Source organism: Paracoccus sp. NFXS7 (assembly GCF_040148865.1).
GTDB lineage: Bacteria > Pseudomonadota > Alphaproteobacteria > Rhodobacterales > Rhodobacteraceae > Paracoccus > Paracoccus marcusii.
The window spans coordinates 216,240-230,352 of sequence record NZ_JAKEKV010000004.1 but is presented as its reverse complement, the minus strand read 5'-3'; the positions used below and the strand labels follow the sequence as shown (position 1 = coordinate 230,352).

General features: G+C 68.6%; 15 protein-coding genes. 8 read left to right on the top strand and 7 right to left on the bottom strand.

The features are described from left to right. Positions 1 to 99 precede the first annotated feature (99 nt). Positions 100 to 1,107: a GTP 3',8-cyclase MoaA gene (gene moaA / locus LZ686_RS09610; RefSeq protein ID WP_349547617.1), complete on the top strand. Its 1,008-nt coding sequence runs from the start codon at positions 100 to 102 to the stop codon at positions 1,105 to 1,107. 62 nt (positions 1,108 to 1,169) lie between these two features. Here moaA and ispG read toward each other — a convergent pair whose 3' ends face one another. From ispG to LZ686_RS09585, 5 genes are all read right to left on the bottom strand, one after another. Then, positions 1,170 to 2,303, bottom strand: coding sequence for a flavodoxin-dependent (E)-4-hydroxy-3-methylbut-2-enyl-diphosphate synthase (gene ispG / locus LZ686_RS09605; protein ID WP_045980812.1), 1,134 nt, complete (start codon positions 2,301 to 2,303; stop codon positions 1,170 to 1,172). A 62-nt stretch (positions 2,304 to 2,365) separates the two neighbouring features. Next, a complete protein-coding gene (locus LZ686_RS09600) occupies positions 2,366 to 3,025 on the bottom strand; it encodes a thiamine diphosphokinase (protein WP_349547616.1) in 660 nt (219 codons plus the stop codon). Between the two features lie 11 nt (positions 3,026 to 3,036). Next, entirely contained in the window at positions 3,037 to 3,246 is a 210-nt protein-coding gene (locus LZ686_RS09595) for a DUF2842 domain-containing protein (RefSeq protein WP_045980810.1), read from the bottom strand. Between the two features lie 87 nt (positions 3,247 to 3,333). Further along, a complete protein-coding gene (locus tag LZ686_RS09590; protein WP_127898375.1) occupies positions 3,334 to 4,626 on the bottom strand; it encodes an adenylosuccinate synthase in 1,293 nt (430 codons plus the stop codon). A 164-nt stretch (positions 4,627 to 4,790) separates the two neighbouring features. Next, the gene (locus LZ686_RS09585) at positions 4,791 to 5,006 is read right to left on the bottom strand and encodes a SlyX family protein (RefSeq protein WP_045980808.1); all 216 of its coding nucleotides are present in this window, start codon (positions 5,004 to 5,006) and stop codon (positions 4,791 to 4,793) included. Positions 5,007 to 5,064: 58 nt separating this feature from the next. Here LZ686_RS09585 and hisS point away from each other — a divergent pair, with 58 nt between their 5' ends. Genes hisS through hisG form a run of 3 tightly spaced genes read left to right on the top strand, consistent with a single transcriptional unit; the run spans position 5,065 to position 8,296 of the window. Continuing rightward, a complete protein-coding gene (gene hisS / locus LZ686_RS09580) occupies positions 5,065 to 6,546 on the top strand; it encodes a histidine--tRNA ligase (RefSeq protein ID WP_349547615.1) in 1,482 nt (493 codons plus the stop codon). Continuing rightward, entirely contained in the window at positions 6,543 to 7,604 is a 1,062-nt protein-coding gene (locus LZ686_RS09575; RefSeq protein WP_502921994.1) for an ATP phosphoribosyltransferase regulatory subunit, read from the top strand. Before hisS ends, LZ686_RS09575 begins: the two co-directional genes overlap by 4 nt. After that, positions 7,601 to 8,296 (top strand): ATP phosphoribosyltransferase, encoded by a 696-nt coding sequence (gene hisG / locus LZ686_RS09570; protein ID WP_139597567.1) that lies wholly within the window; start codon positions 7,601 to 7,603, stop codon positions 8,294 to 8,296. Before LZ686_RS09575 ends, hisG begins: the two co-directional genes overlap by 4 nt. A gap of 16 nt (positions 8,297 to 8,312) precedes the next feature. Here the strand turns inward: hisG and LZ686_RS09565 are convergent, their stop codons facing one another. Next, positions 8,313 to 9,221, bottom strand: coding sequence for a nickel/cobalt transporter (locus LZ686_RS09565; RefSeq protein WP_349547614.1), 909 nt, complete (start codon positions 9,219 to 9,221; stop codon positions 8,313 to 8,315). Continuing rightward, positions 9,218 to 9,883, bottom strand: coding sequence for a DUF1007 family protein (locus tag LZ686_RS09560; protein WP_349547613.1), 666 nt, complete (start codon positions 9,881 to 9,883; stop codon positions 9,218 to 9,220). Before LZ686_RS09560 ends, LZ686_RS09565 begins: the two co-directional genes overlap by 4 nt. Before the next feature lie 154 nt (positions 9,884 to 10,037). Here LZ686_RS09560 and LZ686_RS09555 point away from each other — a divergent pair, with 154 nt between their 5' ends. The 4 genes from LZ686_RS09555 (at position 10,038) to LZ686_RS09540 (ending at position 14,105) form a co-directional block, all read left to right on the top strand. Further along, on the top strand, positions 10,038 to 10,997 hold the full coding sequence (locus LZ686_RS09555) for an alpha/beta fold hydrolase (protein WP_349547612.1): 960 nt from the start codon (positions 10,038 to 10,040) through the stop codon (positions 10,995 to 10,997). 63 nt (positions 10,998 to 11,060) lie between these two features. After that, the gene (locus LZ686_RS09550) at positions 11,061 to 11,720 is read left to right on the top strand and encodes a glutathione S-transferase family protein (protein ID WP_349547611.1); all 660 of its coding nucleotides are present in this window, start codon (positions 11,061 to 11,063) and stop codon (positions 11,718 to 11,720) included. 100 nt (positions 11,721 to 11,820) lie between these two features. Then, on the top strand, positions 11,821 to 13,782 hold the full coding sequence (parE, locus tag LZ686_RS09545; RefSeq protein ID WP_127898368.1) for a DNA topoisomerase IV subunit B: 1,962 nt from the start codon (positions 11,821 to 11,823) through the stop codon (positions 13,780 to 13,782). Beyond that, positions 13,779 to 14,105 (top strand): YnfA family protein, encoded by a 327-nt coding sequence (locus tag LZ686_RS09540; RefSeq protein WP_502921993.1) that lies wholly within the window; start codon positions 13,779 to 13,781, stop codon positions 14,103 to 14,105. The genes parE and LZ686_RS09540 overlap by 4 nt, the downstream gene beginning before the upstream one ends. Positions 14,106 to 14,113 lie beyond the last annotated feature (8 nt).

Below are 14,113 nucleotides of genomic sequence, written 5' to 3'. Positions count from 1 at the left end.
TCGTTGCCGCAGATTAGTCACGCCAGCGTGGCAAGGTCCACCACCCGACCGGCGAATCCCCGCCTTGTGACCGCAGTCCGGCGCGCCTAGATATGGGGGATGGACATGCACCCGCCCCTGATCGACCCGTTTGCCCGCCCCATCACCTATCTGCGGGTGTCGGTGACCGACCGCTGCGATTTCCGATGCGTCTATTGCATGGCGGAACACATGCAGTTCCTGCCCAAGGCCGATCTCCTGACGCTGGAGGAGCTGGACCGCCTGTCCACCGCCTTCATCGGCTTGGGCGTGCGCAAGCTGCGTATCACCGGAGGAGAGCCTCTGGTCCGTCGCGGCATCATGGGCTTTTTCCGCAACGTGTCGCGTCACCTTGGGAACGGCCTGGACGAGCTGACCCTGACCACCAACGGCAGCCAGCTGGCCCGCCATGCGGCGGAACTGGCCGATATCGGTGTCCGGCGCGTGAACGTGTCGCTGGACACGCTGGACGCCGACAAGTTCTCGGCAATCACCCGGTGGGGCCGCCTGCCCCAGGTGCTGGAGGGGATCCGGGCCGCGACCGCTGCCGGCCTGCGCGTCAAGATCAACGCCGTGGCCCTCAAGGGCGTCAACGACAGCGAGCTGTTCGATCTGGTGCAATGGTGCGGCGACGAGGGTCACGACCTGACCTTCATCGAGGTGATGCCTATGGGCGAGATGGGAGAGGAGGACCGGCTGGATCAGTACTGGCCCCTGTCCGACCTGCGTGCCAGGCTGGCCGAACGCTTTACGCTGCTGGATCTTGCCGAACGCACAGGCGGCCCGGCCCGTTATGTCAGGCTGGCCCAGACCGGGCAGAAGATCGGCTTCATCACGCCCCTGACCCATAATTTCTGCGAAAGCTGCAACCGCGTGCGCGTCACCTGCACCGGAGAGCTGTTCATGTGCCTGGGCCAGGAGGACAACGCCGACCTGCGCGCGCCCCTGCGCGCCAGCGCCGACGACGAGGCCCTGCGCCAGACGATCCGCGCGGCCATCGCGCGCAAACCCAAGGGTCACGACTTCGACTATTCCCGCCAAGGCGTCGCAGGCCAGATGACCCGCCACATGAGCCATACCGGCGGCTGACGAGGCGCGCCGGCGGGGGGTCCGGGGGGCGCCAGCGCCCCCGGCCCTCGCGGGACGCAACCCTACTCGGCGGCGGCTTCCGCAGCGCGCGCCTCGGCGTCCAGGACCTCGGCCCGTTCCTCGACCAGCCGGACGATGTGATCGACCATCTGGTCGTTCGACAGCTTGTGGCTCTGCTTGCCGGCCATGTAGACCATGCCCGACCCGGCCCCGCCGCCGGTGAATCCCAGATCGGTCATCAGCGCCTCGCCCGGTCCGTTCACCACGCAACCGATGATCGACAGGCTCATCGGGGTCTTGATGTGCTCCAGCCGCTTTTCCAGCGCCTCGACCGTGCGGATCACGTCAAAGCCCTGCCGTGCGCAGCTGGGACAGCTGATGATCTGCACCCCGCGCGTCCGCAGGCCAAGCGATTTCAGGATCTCAAAGCCGACCTTGACCTCCTCGACCGGATCGGCCGACAGGCTGACGCGGATCGTGTCGCCGATCCCCATCCACAAAAGGTTGCCCAGGCCCACCGCCGACTTGACGGTGCCGCCGACGAAACCGCCGGCCTCGGTGATGCCCAGATGGATCGGCGCGTCCGTCGCCTCGGACAGCTGCTGATAGGCCGCGGCCGACAGGAACACGTCGCTGGCCTTCACGCTGATCTTGAATTCATGGAAATCGTTGTCCTGCAGGATCTTGATATGGTCCAGCCCGCTCTCGACCATCGCGTCGGGACAGGGCTCGCCATATTTCTCCAGCAGGTGCTTCTCCAGGCTGCCTGCATTCACGCCGATGCGGATCGAACAGCCGTGATCCTTGGCCGCCTTGATGACCTCGCGCACGCGGCTTTCGTCCCCGATGTTGCCGGGGTTGATGCGCAGACAGGCGGCGCCCGCCTCGGCAGCCTCGATGGCGCGCTTGTAGTGGAAATGGATGTCGGCGACGATCGGCACAGGGCTCTCGCGGCAGATCTCGCGCAGCGCGCGCGTGGTCTCCTGGTCCGGGGCGCTGATGCGCACGATGTCGGCGCCGGCATCTGCGGCGGCGATGACCTGGGCCAGGGTCGCCTTGACGTCGTGGCCGTTGGTGTTGGTCATGGTCTGCACGCTGATCGGGGCATCGCCGCCGACGGGGACCTTGCCCACCATGATCTGGCGCGACTTGCGGCGCTCGATGTTGCGCCAGGGACGGATCGGGTTCAGCGACATGGCAGGCCTCCGGGGGTTCGCCCCTCAGATAAGCCATGCAGGCCGCAACGACAACCGCCCCCTCAGCGCTGCATCGCCGTCAGCACCGTTCCAAGACAGTCTCGGGGCAGCATCAGCAGCATCGGCCCCTGCACCCGCAGGCTGACCAGCCCCGTCGCCCGGTTCGAGGTGCCGACCCGCTGGCCCGGAGCGAAATCGATCCCGTCGATGGGCCATTCCAGGCCTTGGCTGCTGCCGCGCGCCGGTCCCATCGGGTACAGCGACACCCGTGTCCCGGGCATCAGCGGCAGGGTCAGGCGCGGCGGGCACAGCACGATCACGTCATCGCTGGCCAGCATCACAACGCGCGGAACGTTGGGCTGGACCATCACCGTCAGCGCGGCCAGGGTATGGTCCAGTCGCAGCCCTGCAAAACCCACCGCCATGACCAGCGGCGCGTCGATTCGTCCCAGGCATTTGGCGAAATCCGTGCTGTCCTGCTCGGCTACCTCCAGCACGCGGGCGGCCGGAACCGACCGCCGCGCCGGGTCCGAGATGCTGTCCAGGTCCCCGATCACCCAGTCCGGCGCGTGCCCCAGGGCCAGCGCCCGGTCCGCACCCCCATCCGCGGCGACCAGCAGGGGCGCGACCGACAGCGCCACCGACAGATCGGCGGGCGTCACCATGCCGCCGCCGATCACGGTGACCCCGCGCAGGTGGCGGACCGGTCGGGGCTGGTCCACCATTCCCGCCCTCAGCCCTTGCCGACGCCGCTGAAGACGCGCTTGAACGGCAGCGCCCACAGCACGCCAAGCGCGACATAGATCAGCAGCTCGATCCAGATCGGCTGGCGGCCGAACCGCCCGTCAAGCCAGTTCATCAGCGACACCGCCGCGACGACATAGGCGGGCATGCCGATCACCAGGATCAGGATGGACAGCCGCTTGCGGGTCTTCAGTTCCATGTCGTCTGGCTCTTTCCTCGGTATCCCCGAACGCGCCCCAAGGGGGTCCGGGGGACAGGATGTCCCCCGGCACGTCGCGGGACGCAATCAGTCGGCGAAGGGATCGGTCACCAGGATCGTGTCGTCACGCTCCGGGCTGGTCGACAGCATCGCCACGGGGCACTGGATCAACTCCTCGACGCGGCGCACGTACTTGATCGCGGCGGCCGGCAGGTCTGCCCAGCTGCGCGCCCCGGCGGTCGATTCGTGCCAGCCTTCCATCTCCTCGTAGATCGGGCGCACCTTGGCCTGCAGCGCGGCCGCCGTCGGCAGATAGTCATACGTCACGCCGTCGATCTCGTAGCCGGTGCAGATCTTCAGCGTGTCGAACCCGTCCAGCACGTCCAGCTTGGTCAGCGCGATCCCGTTCACGCCGCTGATCGCGCATGTCTGACGCACCAGCACCGCATCGAACCAGCCGCAGCGGCGCTTGCGGCCCGTGACGGTGCCGAACTCGTGGCCCCGCTCGCCAAGGCGCTGGCCGTCGGCGTCGTCGAGTTCCGACGGGAACGGACCTTCGCCCACGCGGGTGGTGTATGCCTTGACGATGCCAAGGACAAAGCCGATCGCGCCCGGCCCCATGCCGGTGCCACTGGCCGCCGCCCCCGACGTCGTCGTGGACGAGGTCACATAGGGATAGGTGCCAAAATCGATGTCCAGCAGCGATCCCTGCGCACCCTCGAACAGAATCCGTTTTCCGGCCTTGCGGGCGTCGCCCATGATCTTCCAGACGGGCTGGGCATAGGGCAGCAGCTTGGGCGCCACCTCCATCAGCTTGGCCTTCAGCTCGGCGCGGTCGATCGGCGTGGCGCCAAGACCCGCGCGCAGCGCGTCGTGGTGGGCCAGCAGGCGGTCCAGACGGCTGTCCAGCGTCTCCTCGTCGGCCAGGTCGGCGACGCGGATCGTGCGGCGGCCGACCTTGTCCTCATAGGCGGGGCCGATGCCGCGGCCGGTCGTGCCGATCTTGGCCTTGCCGGCGGCCTCCTCGCGCAGCTTGTCCAGGTCCTGGTGCAGCGGCAGGATCAGCGGCGTGTTCTCTGCGATCATCAGGTTCTCGGTCGAGATGGCGACGCCCTGCCCCGCCAGCTTGTCGATCTCCGAGAAAAGCGCCCAGGGGTCCAGCACGACACCGTTGCCGATCACGGCCAGCTTGTTCTCGCGCACGATCCCCGAGGGCAGCAGCGACAGCTTGAAGACCTTGTCGCCGATGACCAGCGTGTGGCCGGCATTGTGACCGCCCTGAAAGCGCGCGATGACATCGGCGCGTTCCGAAAGCCAGTCGACGATCTTGCCCTTGCCCTCGTCGCCCCACTGGGCTCCGACAACCACAACATTGGCCATGAGCGATCCTTTTCGTTGTCCGAAGTTCTTTTCAGCCCGGCATTAGCGCATCGGGCACGGCGGGGAAAGCCGCTTTGTCGGGACCCTGCCGGGGGGCGACCGCCGGGGGCGCTTCGCCCCCCGGACCCCCGGAGGGTATTTGGTCAAAGAAGAAGCGGGCGGTCTCAGTAATGCGGCGGGCGCTGGTCGGCCAGCGCGACACTGCCCGCCGCATCGGCCTGACGCTCGGCCTCGGCCAGCAGCAGCTGATCCAGGCGGCGGGTGACGCGGGCAAGGTCGCGGTCCTGTCGGGCGATGACCTCGGACAGCTCATCCGTCAGCCGCGTCAGATGGGCCAAGGCCTCCTCCAGCTGATGCAGGCGGTCCTGCTGCTTGTCCATGTCGTCACCTTCCGTTACAGCGGCGCCTGAATATGGGCCCGAAAAGGCGACTGATACCATGGCAAAAGACAAGAAGCAGCCCCGTCCCAAGGCCGAGACGCCCAAGGGGTTCCGCGACTATTTCGGGCAGGACGTGACCGAACGGCGCGACATGCTGGACCGCATCGCGCAGGTCTATCACCGCCATGGCTTCGATCCGCTGGAGACGAGCGCCGTCGAGACGGTCGAGGCCCTGGGCAAGTTCCTGCCCGACGTGGACCGGCCCAATGCCGGCGTCTTTGCCTGGCAGGAGGAGGCGGTGCCCGGCGGCGGCACGGCGGGCGACTGGCTGGCACTGCGCTATGACCTGACGGCGCCCTTGGCGCGCGTCGCGGCGCAGTACCGCAACGACCTGCCCAGCCCGTACCGCCGCTTTGCAATGGGCCCGGTCTGGCGCAACGAGAAACCGGGGCCGGGTCGGTTCCGCCAATTCTATCAATGCGACGCGGACACGGTCGGGTCAGCCTCGGTGGCGGCGGATGCCGAGATCTGCGGCATGCTGGCCGATGCGCTGGAGGGGGTGGGCATCGACCGCGGCGATTATCTGGTGCGGATCAACAACCGCAAGGTTCTGAACGGCGTCCTGGAGGCGGCCCAGGTTCGCGAGGATCAGGCCGAGGATGTGCTGCGCCAGATCGACAAGTTCGACAAGGTCGGCCGCGAGGGCGTGCTGGCCCTGCTGACCACGGGCCGCCTGGACGATAGCGGCGCGCGCATCGATGGCGTGGGCCTGTCCGAGGCGCAGGCGGGGCCGGTGCTGGCCTTCCTGGAGGCCAAGGGTGCGGACAACGCCGCGACGCTGGACAACCTGTCGGCCGCCGTCGGCGGATCGGCCATCGGCGCCGAGGGCGTGGACGAGCTGCGCCAGATCGCCGCGATGCTGGCCGCGATGGGCGTGGCCGAAGATCGCGCCGTGATCGATCCGGCCGTGGTCCGGGGCTTGGGCTATTACACCGGCCCGGTCTTCGAGGCCGAGCTGACCTTCGAGATTCTTGACGAAAAGGGCCGCAAGCGGCAGTTCGGATCGGTCGCGGGCGGTGGCCGCTATGACGGGCTGGTGGAGCGTTTCACCGGGCAGAAGGTCCCGGCAACCGGCGTCAGCATCGGCGTCGACCGTCTGCTGGCCGCTTTGCGCGCCAAGGGTCTGGCCGGGGCCGAGGTCGCCGGTCCCGTGGTCGTGACCGTGATGGACCGCGACCGCATGTCGGATTACCAGTCCATGGCCGCCGACCTGCGCGCCGCCGGCATCCGTGCCGAGGTCTATCTGGGCAACCCCAAGAACTTTGGCAACCAGCTGAAATACGCGGACAAGCGCGGCGCACCCGTCGCGATCATCCAGGGCGGGGATGAGGCGGAACGCGGCGTGGTGCAGGTCAAGGACCTGATCCTGGGCGCGAAGATTGCCGCAGAAGCCTCTGTCGAGGAATGGAAATCCCAGCCCGCCCAGACCGAGGTCGCGCGCGCCGACTTGGTTGCCGAAGTCCGCAGGATCATCGGATGATCCCGAAGCAGGCCAAGCAGGCGGTCGGACAGCGGCTGCTGTCGCGGTTCCGCGACGCCGGTGCGACCGAGATCGCGCCCGACATCCTGCTGCCCGCGGGCGACCTTCTGGACCTGTACGGAGAGGACATCCGCGCCCGCGCCTATGTCACCCAGGACCCGATCCGTGGAGAGATGATGCTGCGCCCCGACTTCACCGTGCCGGTGGTGCAGGCGCACATGCAGAACGGCGCCGATCCGGCCCGCTACTGCTATCTGGGAGAGGTGTTCCGCAAGCAGGACACGGGCGACACCCGCCCCGCCACGCCGCGCGACCACGAATACCTGCAATGCGGGTTCGAGCTGTTCACCCGCGATCCCCAGGCCGATGCAGAGGTCTTTGCGCTGTTCCACGATGCGCTGGCGCCCTTGGGCCTGCAGGCGCGCATGGGCGACATGGGCCTGCTGCTGGATGCGGTGCGCGGCCTGCCCCTGACCGAGGCGCGTTCGGTGGCGCTGCTGCACCATATCTGGCGGCCGGGCCGCTTTGCGCGCCTGCTGGCGCGGTTCTCGGCCCCGTCGATCGCGCGGGAGTTTCCCGACGTAACCGTGTCCTGGGCCGGGATGCGGACCGAGGACGAGATGATCCGCCGCATCGCCCGCCTGCAGTCGGACGTGGCGGTGCCGCCCTTGGCCCCGGTCTGGACCGACCGGCTGGAACGTCTTTTCGCCCTGCGCGCCCCGGCGCCGCAGGCCCTATCGACGCTGGCCGACCTGGCCCGCGACATGCCCGCCATCGCGCCGGCGGTGGCCCGCATCCGCGACCGCCTGGACGCCATCGCCGCGCGCGGCATCGACTTGCAGACGGTGATCTTCGACGCCAGCCACGGGCGCACCACGATGGAATATTACGACGGCTTCACCTTCACGTTCCAGGCCGACCGCGCCGGATGGCCGCCGGTGGCGTCGGGCGGGCGCTATGACGCGCTGACCCGCGTGCTGGGCCGCGGCCGCGAGATCCCCGCCGTGGGTGGCATCATCCGCCCCGGCCTTGTTGCCGAACTGGAGGCGCAGGCATGATCCGTCTTGGCGTGCCGTCCAAGGGGCGGCTGATGGAACAGACCTTCGACTGGTTCGCCGACCGCGGCGTGCGTCTGTCGCGGGCCGGGTCCGACCGCGAATATGCGGGCCGGGTCGAGGGGGTCGAGGGCGTGTCGCTGGTCCTGCTGTCGGCCGGAGAGATCCCGCGCGAACTGGCCGCCGGCCGGATCGAACTGGGTGTGACCGGCACCGACCTGGTGCGCGAAAAGCTGGCCGGATGGTCAAGCGACCTGGTCGAGGTCGCGCCGATGGGCTTTGGACATGCCGACCTGATCCTGGCCGTGCCGGATTGCTGGCGCGACTGCACGGACCTGGACGATTTCGCGGCCATCGCGCGCGACTTCCGGGCCGAACATGGATTCCGTTTGCGCATCGCCACGAAATATCACCGCCTGGTCCGCGCCTGGCTGTCCGCCCACGAGGTCGCCGACTATCAGCTGGTCGACAGCCAGGGCGCGACCGAGGGCACGGTCGCCAACCTGACCGCCGAAGCGATCGCCGACATCACCTCGTCGGGCGAAACGCTGCGCGCGAACAACCTGCGCATCCTGGACGAGGCGCCGATCCTGCGGTCGCAGGCGACGCTGTTCGCCAGCCGCGCGGCGATGGGCCCGACAATGGACGCGCTGATCGCCCGGTTGGTGCCGCCGCAGGCAGACCGGTCAGCCTAACCGCGCAGCATCCGCGTCAAAGCCACGGCAGCAGCACCGCGACCGAGATCGCCGCGATCAGCACCCCTGCGCCCAGTTGCAGCGTTCCGGGCAGCCAGCGCGCGGCACCCGCCCAGGGGCCGTGTTCGGACAACAGGGCAAAGCTGCCGCGCCGCGCCCAGACTGCCAGGCAGGCGACCGCGACCGTCACCACCGCGGTGCCCAGGCCCATCGCCAGCGTCCCCAGGATGCCCATCTCGAAGATGCCCATCCGCCAGGTCAGGATCAGCAGAAACAGCGCTCCGGTGCAGGGTCGCAGCGCGATGCCCGCCACGACCAGCACCCCGTCGCGCAGCGACCGCGTCTGTGCCACCTGCTGCGGTGTGGGGCCATGCGCATGGCCACAGCCGCAGGCGTCGCCGTGGTGGTGATGGTGGTGGCGATCCGCCCGCGCCAGCGCGCGCAGCATCGACAGGCCGCGCCATGCCAGCCACAGGCCGACCGACGCGACCAGGACCGTGCTGGCCTGCACCATCGCGACCTCCGACAGGTCGGTCAGGGTCTGGCGTCCCAGGTCCAGGATGGTGATGCCGCCCCAGACCAGGGCTATGGCCGTGCCTGCCTGCGCCAGCGACGACGCGACCGACAGTCCGGCCAGCCGGACCAGCGGAACCTGGGCGCCGAACCCATAGCTGCCGATGATCACCTTGCCATGCCCCGGCCCGACCGCATGGGCGACGCCATAGGCAAAGCACAACCCCAGCAGCGACGCGACCGCCCCCGGCTGGCCCGACCGCAGCGCCCGCAAGGCCCCGGCCATCGCGTTCTGGACGGCCCGCTGCTGGTCGGTGGCCCACCGCTCGATCCCGGCCAGACCGCCGCCCAGCCACAGCGCCACCAGCGTCAGGGCGACGACCAGCCCCGTCAGGGCGACGGCGCGCCTCATGATCCCGGGCCGCAGCGGACCTGTACCGAATCCGCGCCGGTGGCGCCGATGTCCACGGTGATCAGGTCCGCCTCCTCGGCGCTTTGGCCGTCGCCCAGAGCCTCGCCCACCGAGCGGGCATAGGCGTCGGCGGCGGCATAGGGATCGCCCATGCGCAGATCGACAGCGCAATCGTCCCGCGCGATGGCCGGGGGTTCGGGAATGCTGAACTGGACATAGTATTCGGGGTCATAGACCTGGATCGTCAGCGGCCGGTCCCCGTCCAGCGGCTCGGCCAGCGGACGCACATGGGCCGAGATCACCCGCCCGTCCTCATAGCGCGCGGCGAATTCCTGCGGGCCGTCCAGCGCCAGCCTGCGGCCGTCCGCGTCCAGAAACAGCCGCCCGTCAAAGCCCGCCTCCCAATCCGCGTCGAAGCCCTGCAGGGCCGCCTGTTCGTCGGTGGTCAGGACGCCGTCGCCATCGGGGTCCAGGCCCAGATCCTCGATGATCAGCAGGGAATAGAATTCGTCATAGGCCCATTCGACCCCCACATGGGTCAGCGCCCCCGCCGCGTCGTGACGCAAGGACAGGCCCGCGTCGATGAACACATGCGGATGGGCCGACGCGCCAAGCGGCGCGACGATCAGCAGGGCGGACAGGCAGGACACGCGCGGCGACATCGGCAGGACACCTTGGCAAGGACGGCGGTTCCAGTTACCCGCGTGCGGCGCGGCTTGCAAATCACCGCTTTGCCAGCCCGGCGGAAAACCACGCGGGCGCCGCAACCCCGGGGCGGGTTCGGACGTGTCTGAATACAGAGGAACAGGGGACGGCATGAAACGACGGGCATTCACGATGGCGGGGCTGGCCTTGGCGCTGACCGGTTGCGGGCGGATCGTCGATGCCCGCGCCACCGCGCGCGAAACCGCGTTCGAGGCCGAATTCCCCCCCACCGGGCAACTGATCCAGGTGCAGGGCCGCACCGTGCATGTCGACATCCGCGGCAGCGGTCCCGACCTGATCCTGCTGCACGGGGCCAGCGGGAACAGCCGCGATTTTACCTTCGCCCTGGCCGACCGCCTGGCGACCCGGTACCGCGTACTGGCCTTCGACAGGCCGGGGCTGGGCTGGACGGACGCGATCGGCGCGCAGACCGACAACCCCATCGCCCAGGCCGAACTTCTGCGCGCCGCCGCCGACCAGTTGGGCGTGCGCCGACCCGTGGTGCTGGGCCACAGCTATGGTGGCGCGGTTGCGATGGCCTGGGGCCTGCGCGCACCGGGCGACACGGCGGCGCTGGTGATCGTGTCCGGGGCGACGATGCCCTGGCCCGGCACGCTGACCGGATGGTACGCATTCCTGGAGACGCCCCTGGGCGACCGTGTCGGGCCACCGCTGCTGACCGCCCTGGCGCCGGTGTCCCTGGGCACCCGGATCATGGCGGGCATCTTCGCGCCCCAGCCCGTACCCCCGGGATATGCCGACTATATCGGCGTGGGGCTGGCCGCGCGGCGCGGCAACTATCGCGCGAATGCATCGCAGATCAACGGGTTGCGCGCATATCTTCGCGTGATGGCGCCGCAGTATCCGCGCCTGACGATGCCGGTCGAGGTGATCCATGGCGGTCAAGACAGCATCGTGCCCGCCGAGATCCACGCCCTGCCCCTGGCAGAGGCGCTGCCCAACGCCGCGCTGACGATCCTGCCCGATCAGGGCCACATGCCCCAGCATGGCGATCCGCAGGCGATCATCGACGCCGTCGACCGCGCCAGCGTCCGCGCGGGCCTCCGCTGACTGGGGCTTGCAGCGCCCGCGCCCGCGTCCCAAGGTGGCCGCCAAACCAAACCGGGGGCCATCATGCTGACCATCCACGGCGTCACCCGCTCGCGTGCATCGCGTGTCGTGTGGCTTTGTCACGAACTGGACCTGCCCTTCCGGCAGGTGCCCGTCATCCAGGCCTATCGCATCGGCAATGCCGACGCGCCCGATGCACCGCCCAACACCCGCAGCCCCGATTTCCTGGCGCTGTCCCCCGCAGGCGCCATCCCGGTGATCGAGGACGAAGGGCTGGTCCTGTCCGAATCGCTGGCGATCACGCTGCATCTGGCGCGCAAGCATGGCGGCCCTGCAGGCCCGCAGGATTACGCCGAAGACGCGCTGATGACCCAGTGGTCGATCTATGGCGCCACCGCGATCGAGCCCGACGCACTGACCATCCTGATGCTGCACAACCGCGGCACGCTGCAATCGGCCGATGACGTGGGGATCGTGGCGGACGCGGCCGAACGGCTGGTCCGGCCGCTGAAGGTGCTGGAGGACCATCTGGCAACGCACGCCTATCTGGTGGGCGGGCGGTTCACCGTGGCCGACCTGAACCTGGCCGAGATCGTCCGCTATGCCCAGGGGCACGGCGCGCTGATGGAGGCGTTTCCCGCGATCCGCGCCTGGCTGTCGGCCTGCCAGGACCGCCCGGCGTTCCAGGCAATGTGGACCGCCCGCATGGCGGAGCCGGAATAGGCGCAATCCTTTGGGGCGGGCCGCGCAGGGGACACAACCCCTTGCCGCCCGCCCCCGCGCCATGAGATAAGCGCCGCGATCCAAATCAGTGAGCGACCCCATGGCCGACGACCTTCTCTCCGGCAACGCCGCCAGCGACGCCTATTCCGCATCCTCGATCGAGGTGCTGGAGGGGCTGGAGCCGGTGCGCAAGCGTCCCGGCATGTATATCGGCGGCACCGACGAACGCGCGCTGCATCACCTGGTCGCAGAAATCCTGGACAACTCGATGGACGAGGCCGTGGCAGGCCACGCCACGCGCATCGAGGTCGAGCTGCTGGCCGATTTCAGCGTCATCGTGCGCGACAACGGCCGCGGCATTCCCATCGATCCGCACCCCAAGTTCCCCGGGAAGTCCGCGCTGGAGGTGATCCTGTGCACGCTGCATGCGGGGGGCAAGTTCTCGGGCGATACCTATCAGACCTCGGGTGGTCTGCACGGCGTGGGTGCGTCGGTCGTGAACGCGCTGTCCGACCTGATGGTCGTGCAGGTCGCGCGCAACAAGGAGCTGTTCGAGCAGCGCTTTTCCCGCGGCATCCCGCAGGGGCCGGTCGCCAAGATCGGGGCGGCTCCGAACCGGCGCGGCACCACCGTGACCTTCCATGCCGACGAGGAGATCTTCGGCCATCACCGCTTCAAGCCCGCGCGGCTGATGAAGATGGTGAAATCCAAGGCCTACCTGTTCAGCGGCGTCGAGATCCGCTGGAAGACAGAGATCGACGACGGAGAGACCCCGCGCGAGGCCACGTTCCATTTCCCCGGCGGCCTGGCCGATTACCTGACCGAGACCCTGACCGGGACCAGCACCTATGCCGACCGCCCGTTTTCCGGCAGCATCGACTTCAACGCCAAGTTCGGCGTGCCGGGCAAGGTGGACTGGGCGATCAACTGGACGCCCGCGCGCGACGGCTTCATCCAGTCCTATTGCAACACCGTCCCCACCCCCGAGGGCGGCACCCACGAGATGGGATTTTGGGCCGCGATCCTGAAGGGCATCCGCAGCTATGGAGAACGCGTCAGCAACAAGAAGGCCGCCCAGATCACGCGTGAGGATCTGATCATCGGCGGTTGCGCGCTGGTCAGCTGCTTCATCCGTGAACCGGAATTCGTGGGCCAGACCAAGGACCGCCTGGCCACGACCGAGGCTGCGCGCCTGGTCGAGGGCGCGGTGCGCGACCATTTCGACACCTGGTTGGCGTCCGACACCAAATCTGCCGGCGCGATCCTGGATTTCCTGGTGCTGCGCGCCGAGGAGCGCCTGCGTCGCCGCCAGGAAAAGGAGACCGCGCGCAAGACCGCCACGAAAAAGCTGCGCCTGCCCGGCAAGCTGGTCGATTGCAGCGCCACCAACCGCGACGGGACGGAACTGTTCATCGTCGAGGGCGACAGCGCCGGCGGATCCGCCAAGATGGCCCGCGACCGCACCAAGCAGGCCCTGCTGCCCCTGCGCGGCAAGATCCTGAACGTGCTGGGCGCGGCATCGTCCAAGATGGGTGCCAACCAAGAGATCAACGACCTGTGCCAGGCGCTTGGCGTCAACATGGGCACGCGTTTCAACGTCGACGACCTGCGCTACGACAAGGTCATCATCATGACCGACGCCGATGTCGACGGCGCGCATATCGCGTCGCTGCTGATGACGTTCTTCTTCACGCAGATGCGGCCGATGATCGACAAGGGGCACCTGTATCTGGCCTGCCCGCCGCTGTACCGTCTGACGCAGGGGGCCCACCGCCTGTACGTGGCCGACGACGCCGAAAAGGATCGGATGATGGCCAAGGGCCTGGGCGGCCGTGGCAAGATCGACGTCCAGCGCTTCAAGGGTCTGGGAGAGATGGACGCCAAGGATCTCAAGGACACGACCATGAACCCTGCCACCCGCAAGCTGATCCGCGTCAGCATCGACGACGACGAAGGCGGCGAGACCGGCGATCTGGTCGAACGCCTGATGGGCAAGAAGCCCGAGCTGCGGTTCGAATACATTCAGGAAAACGCCCGCTTCGTCGAGGAACTGGACGTGTGATCCCCACGATCGGCCTGTATGTCACGGCCGCCATGGCCGAGATCGCGGGCCGTTTCGCCTTCTGGGCCTGGCTTCGGTTGGACCAGTCGGCGCTGTGGCTGGTGCCAGGCGCGGTCGCGCTGGCGCTGTTCGCTTGGGCGCTGACGCGAGTTCAGGTCGATTTCGCGGGGCGCGCCTATGCGGCCTATGGCGGCATCTATATCGCCACGTCGCTGGCATGGCTGTGGCTGGTCGAGGGTCAGACCCCCGGCAGGCTGGACCTGCTGGGGGCCGGGCTGTGCATCGTCGGGGCCGCGGTGATCCTGGCAGGCGCCCGCCCGTAGGCGGTGGG

Coding starts and splice junctions, on each gene's coding strand:
- moaA (WP_349547617.1), top strand. CDS start 100: ATGGACATGCACCCGCCCCTGATCGACCCGTTTGCCCGCCCCATCACC.
- ispG (WP_045980812.1), bottom strand. CDS start 2,303: ATGTCGCTGAACCCGATCCGTCCCTGGCGCAACATCGAGCGCCGCAAG.
- LZ686_RS09595 (WP_045980810.1), bottom strand. CDS start 3,246: ATGGAACTGAAGACCCGCAAGCGGCTGTCCATCCTGATCCTGGTGATC.
- LZ686_RS09590 (WP_127898375.1), bottom strand. CDS start 4,626: ATGGCCAATGTTGTGGTTGTCGGAGCCCAGTGGGGCGACGAGGGCAAG.
- LZ686_RS09585 (WP_045980808.1), bottom strand. CDS start 5,006: ATGGACAAGCAGCAGGACCGCCTGCATCAGCTGGAGGAGGCCTTGGCC.
- hisS (WP_349547615.1), top strand. CDS start 5,065: ATGGCAAAAGACAAGAAGCAGCCCCGTCCCAAGGCCGAGACGCCCAAG.
- LZ686_RS09575 (WP_502921994.1), top strand. CDS start 6,543: ATGATCCCGAAGCAGGCCAAGCAGGCGGTCGGACAGCGGCTGCTGTCG.
- hisG (WP_139597567.1), top strand. CDS start 7,601: ATGATCCGTCTTGGCGTGCCGTCCAAGGGGCGGCTGATGGAACAGACC.
- LZ686_RS09565 (WP_349547614.1), bottom strand. CDS start 9,221: ATGAGGCGCGCCGTCGCCCTGACGGGGCTGGTCGTCGCCCTGACGCTG.
- LZ686_RS09560 (WP_349547613.1), bottom strand. CDS start 9,883: ATGTCGCCGCGCGTGTCCTGCCTGTCCGCCCTGCTGATCGTCGCGCCG.
- LZ686_RS09555 (WP_349547612.1), top strand. CDS start 10,038: ATGAAACGACGGGCATTCACGATGGCGGGGCTGGCCTTGGCGCTGACC.
- LZ686_RS09550 (WP_349547611.1), top strand. CDS start 11,061: ATGCTGACCATCCACGGCGTCACCCGCTCGCGTGCATCGCGTGTCGTG.
- parE (WP_127898368.1), top strand. CDS start 11,821: ATGGCCGACGACCTTCTCTCCGGCAACGCCGCCAGCGACGCCTATTCC.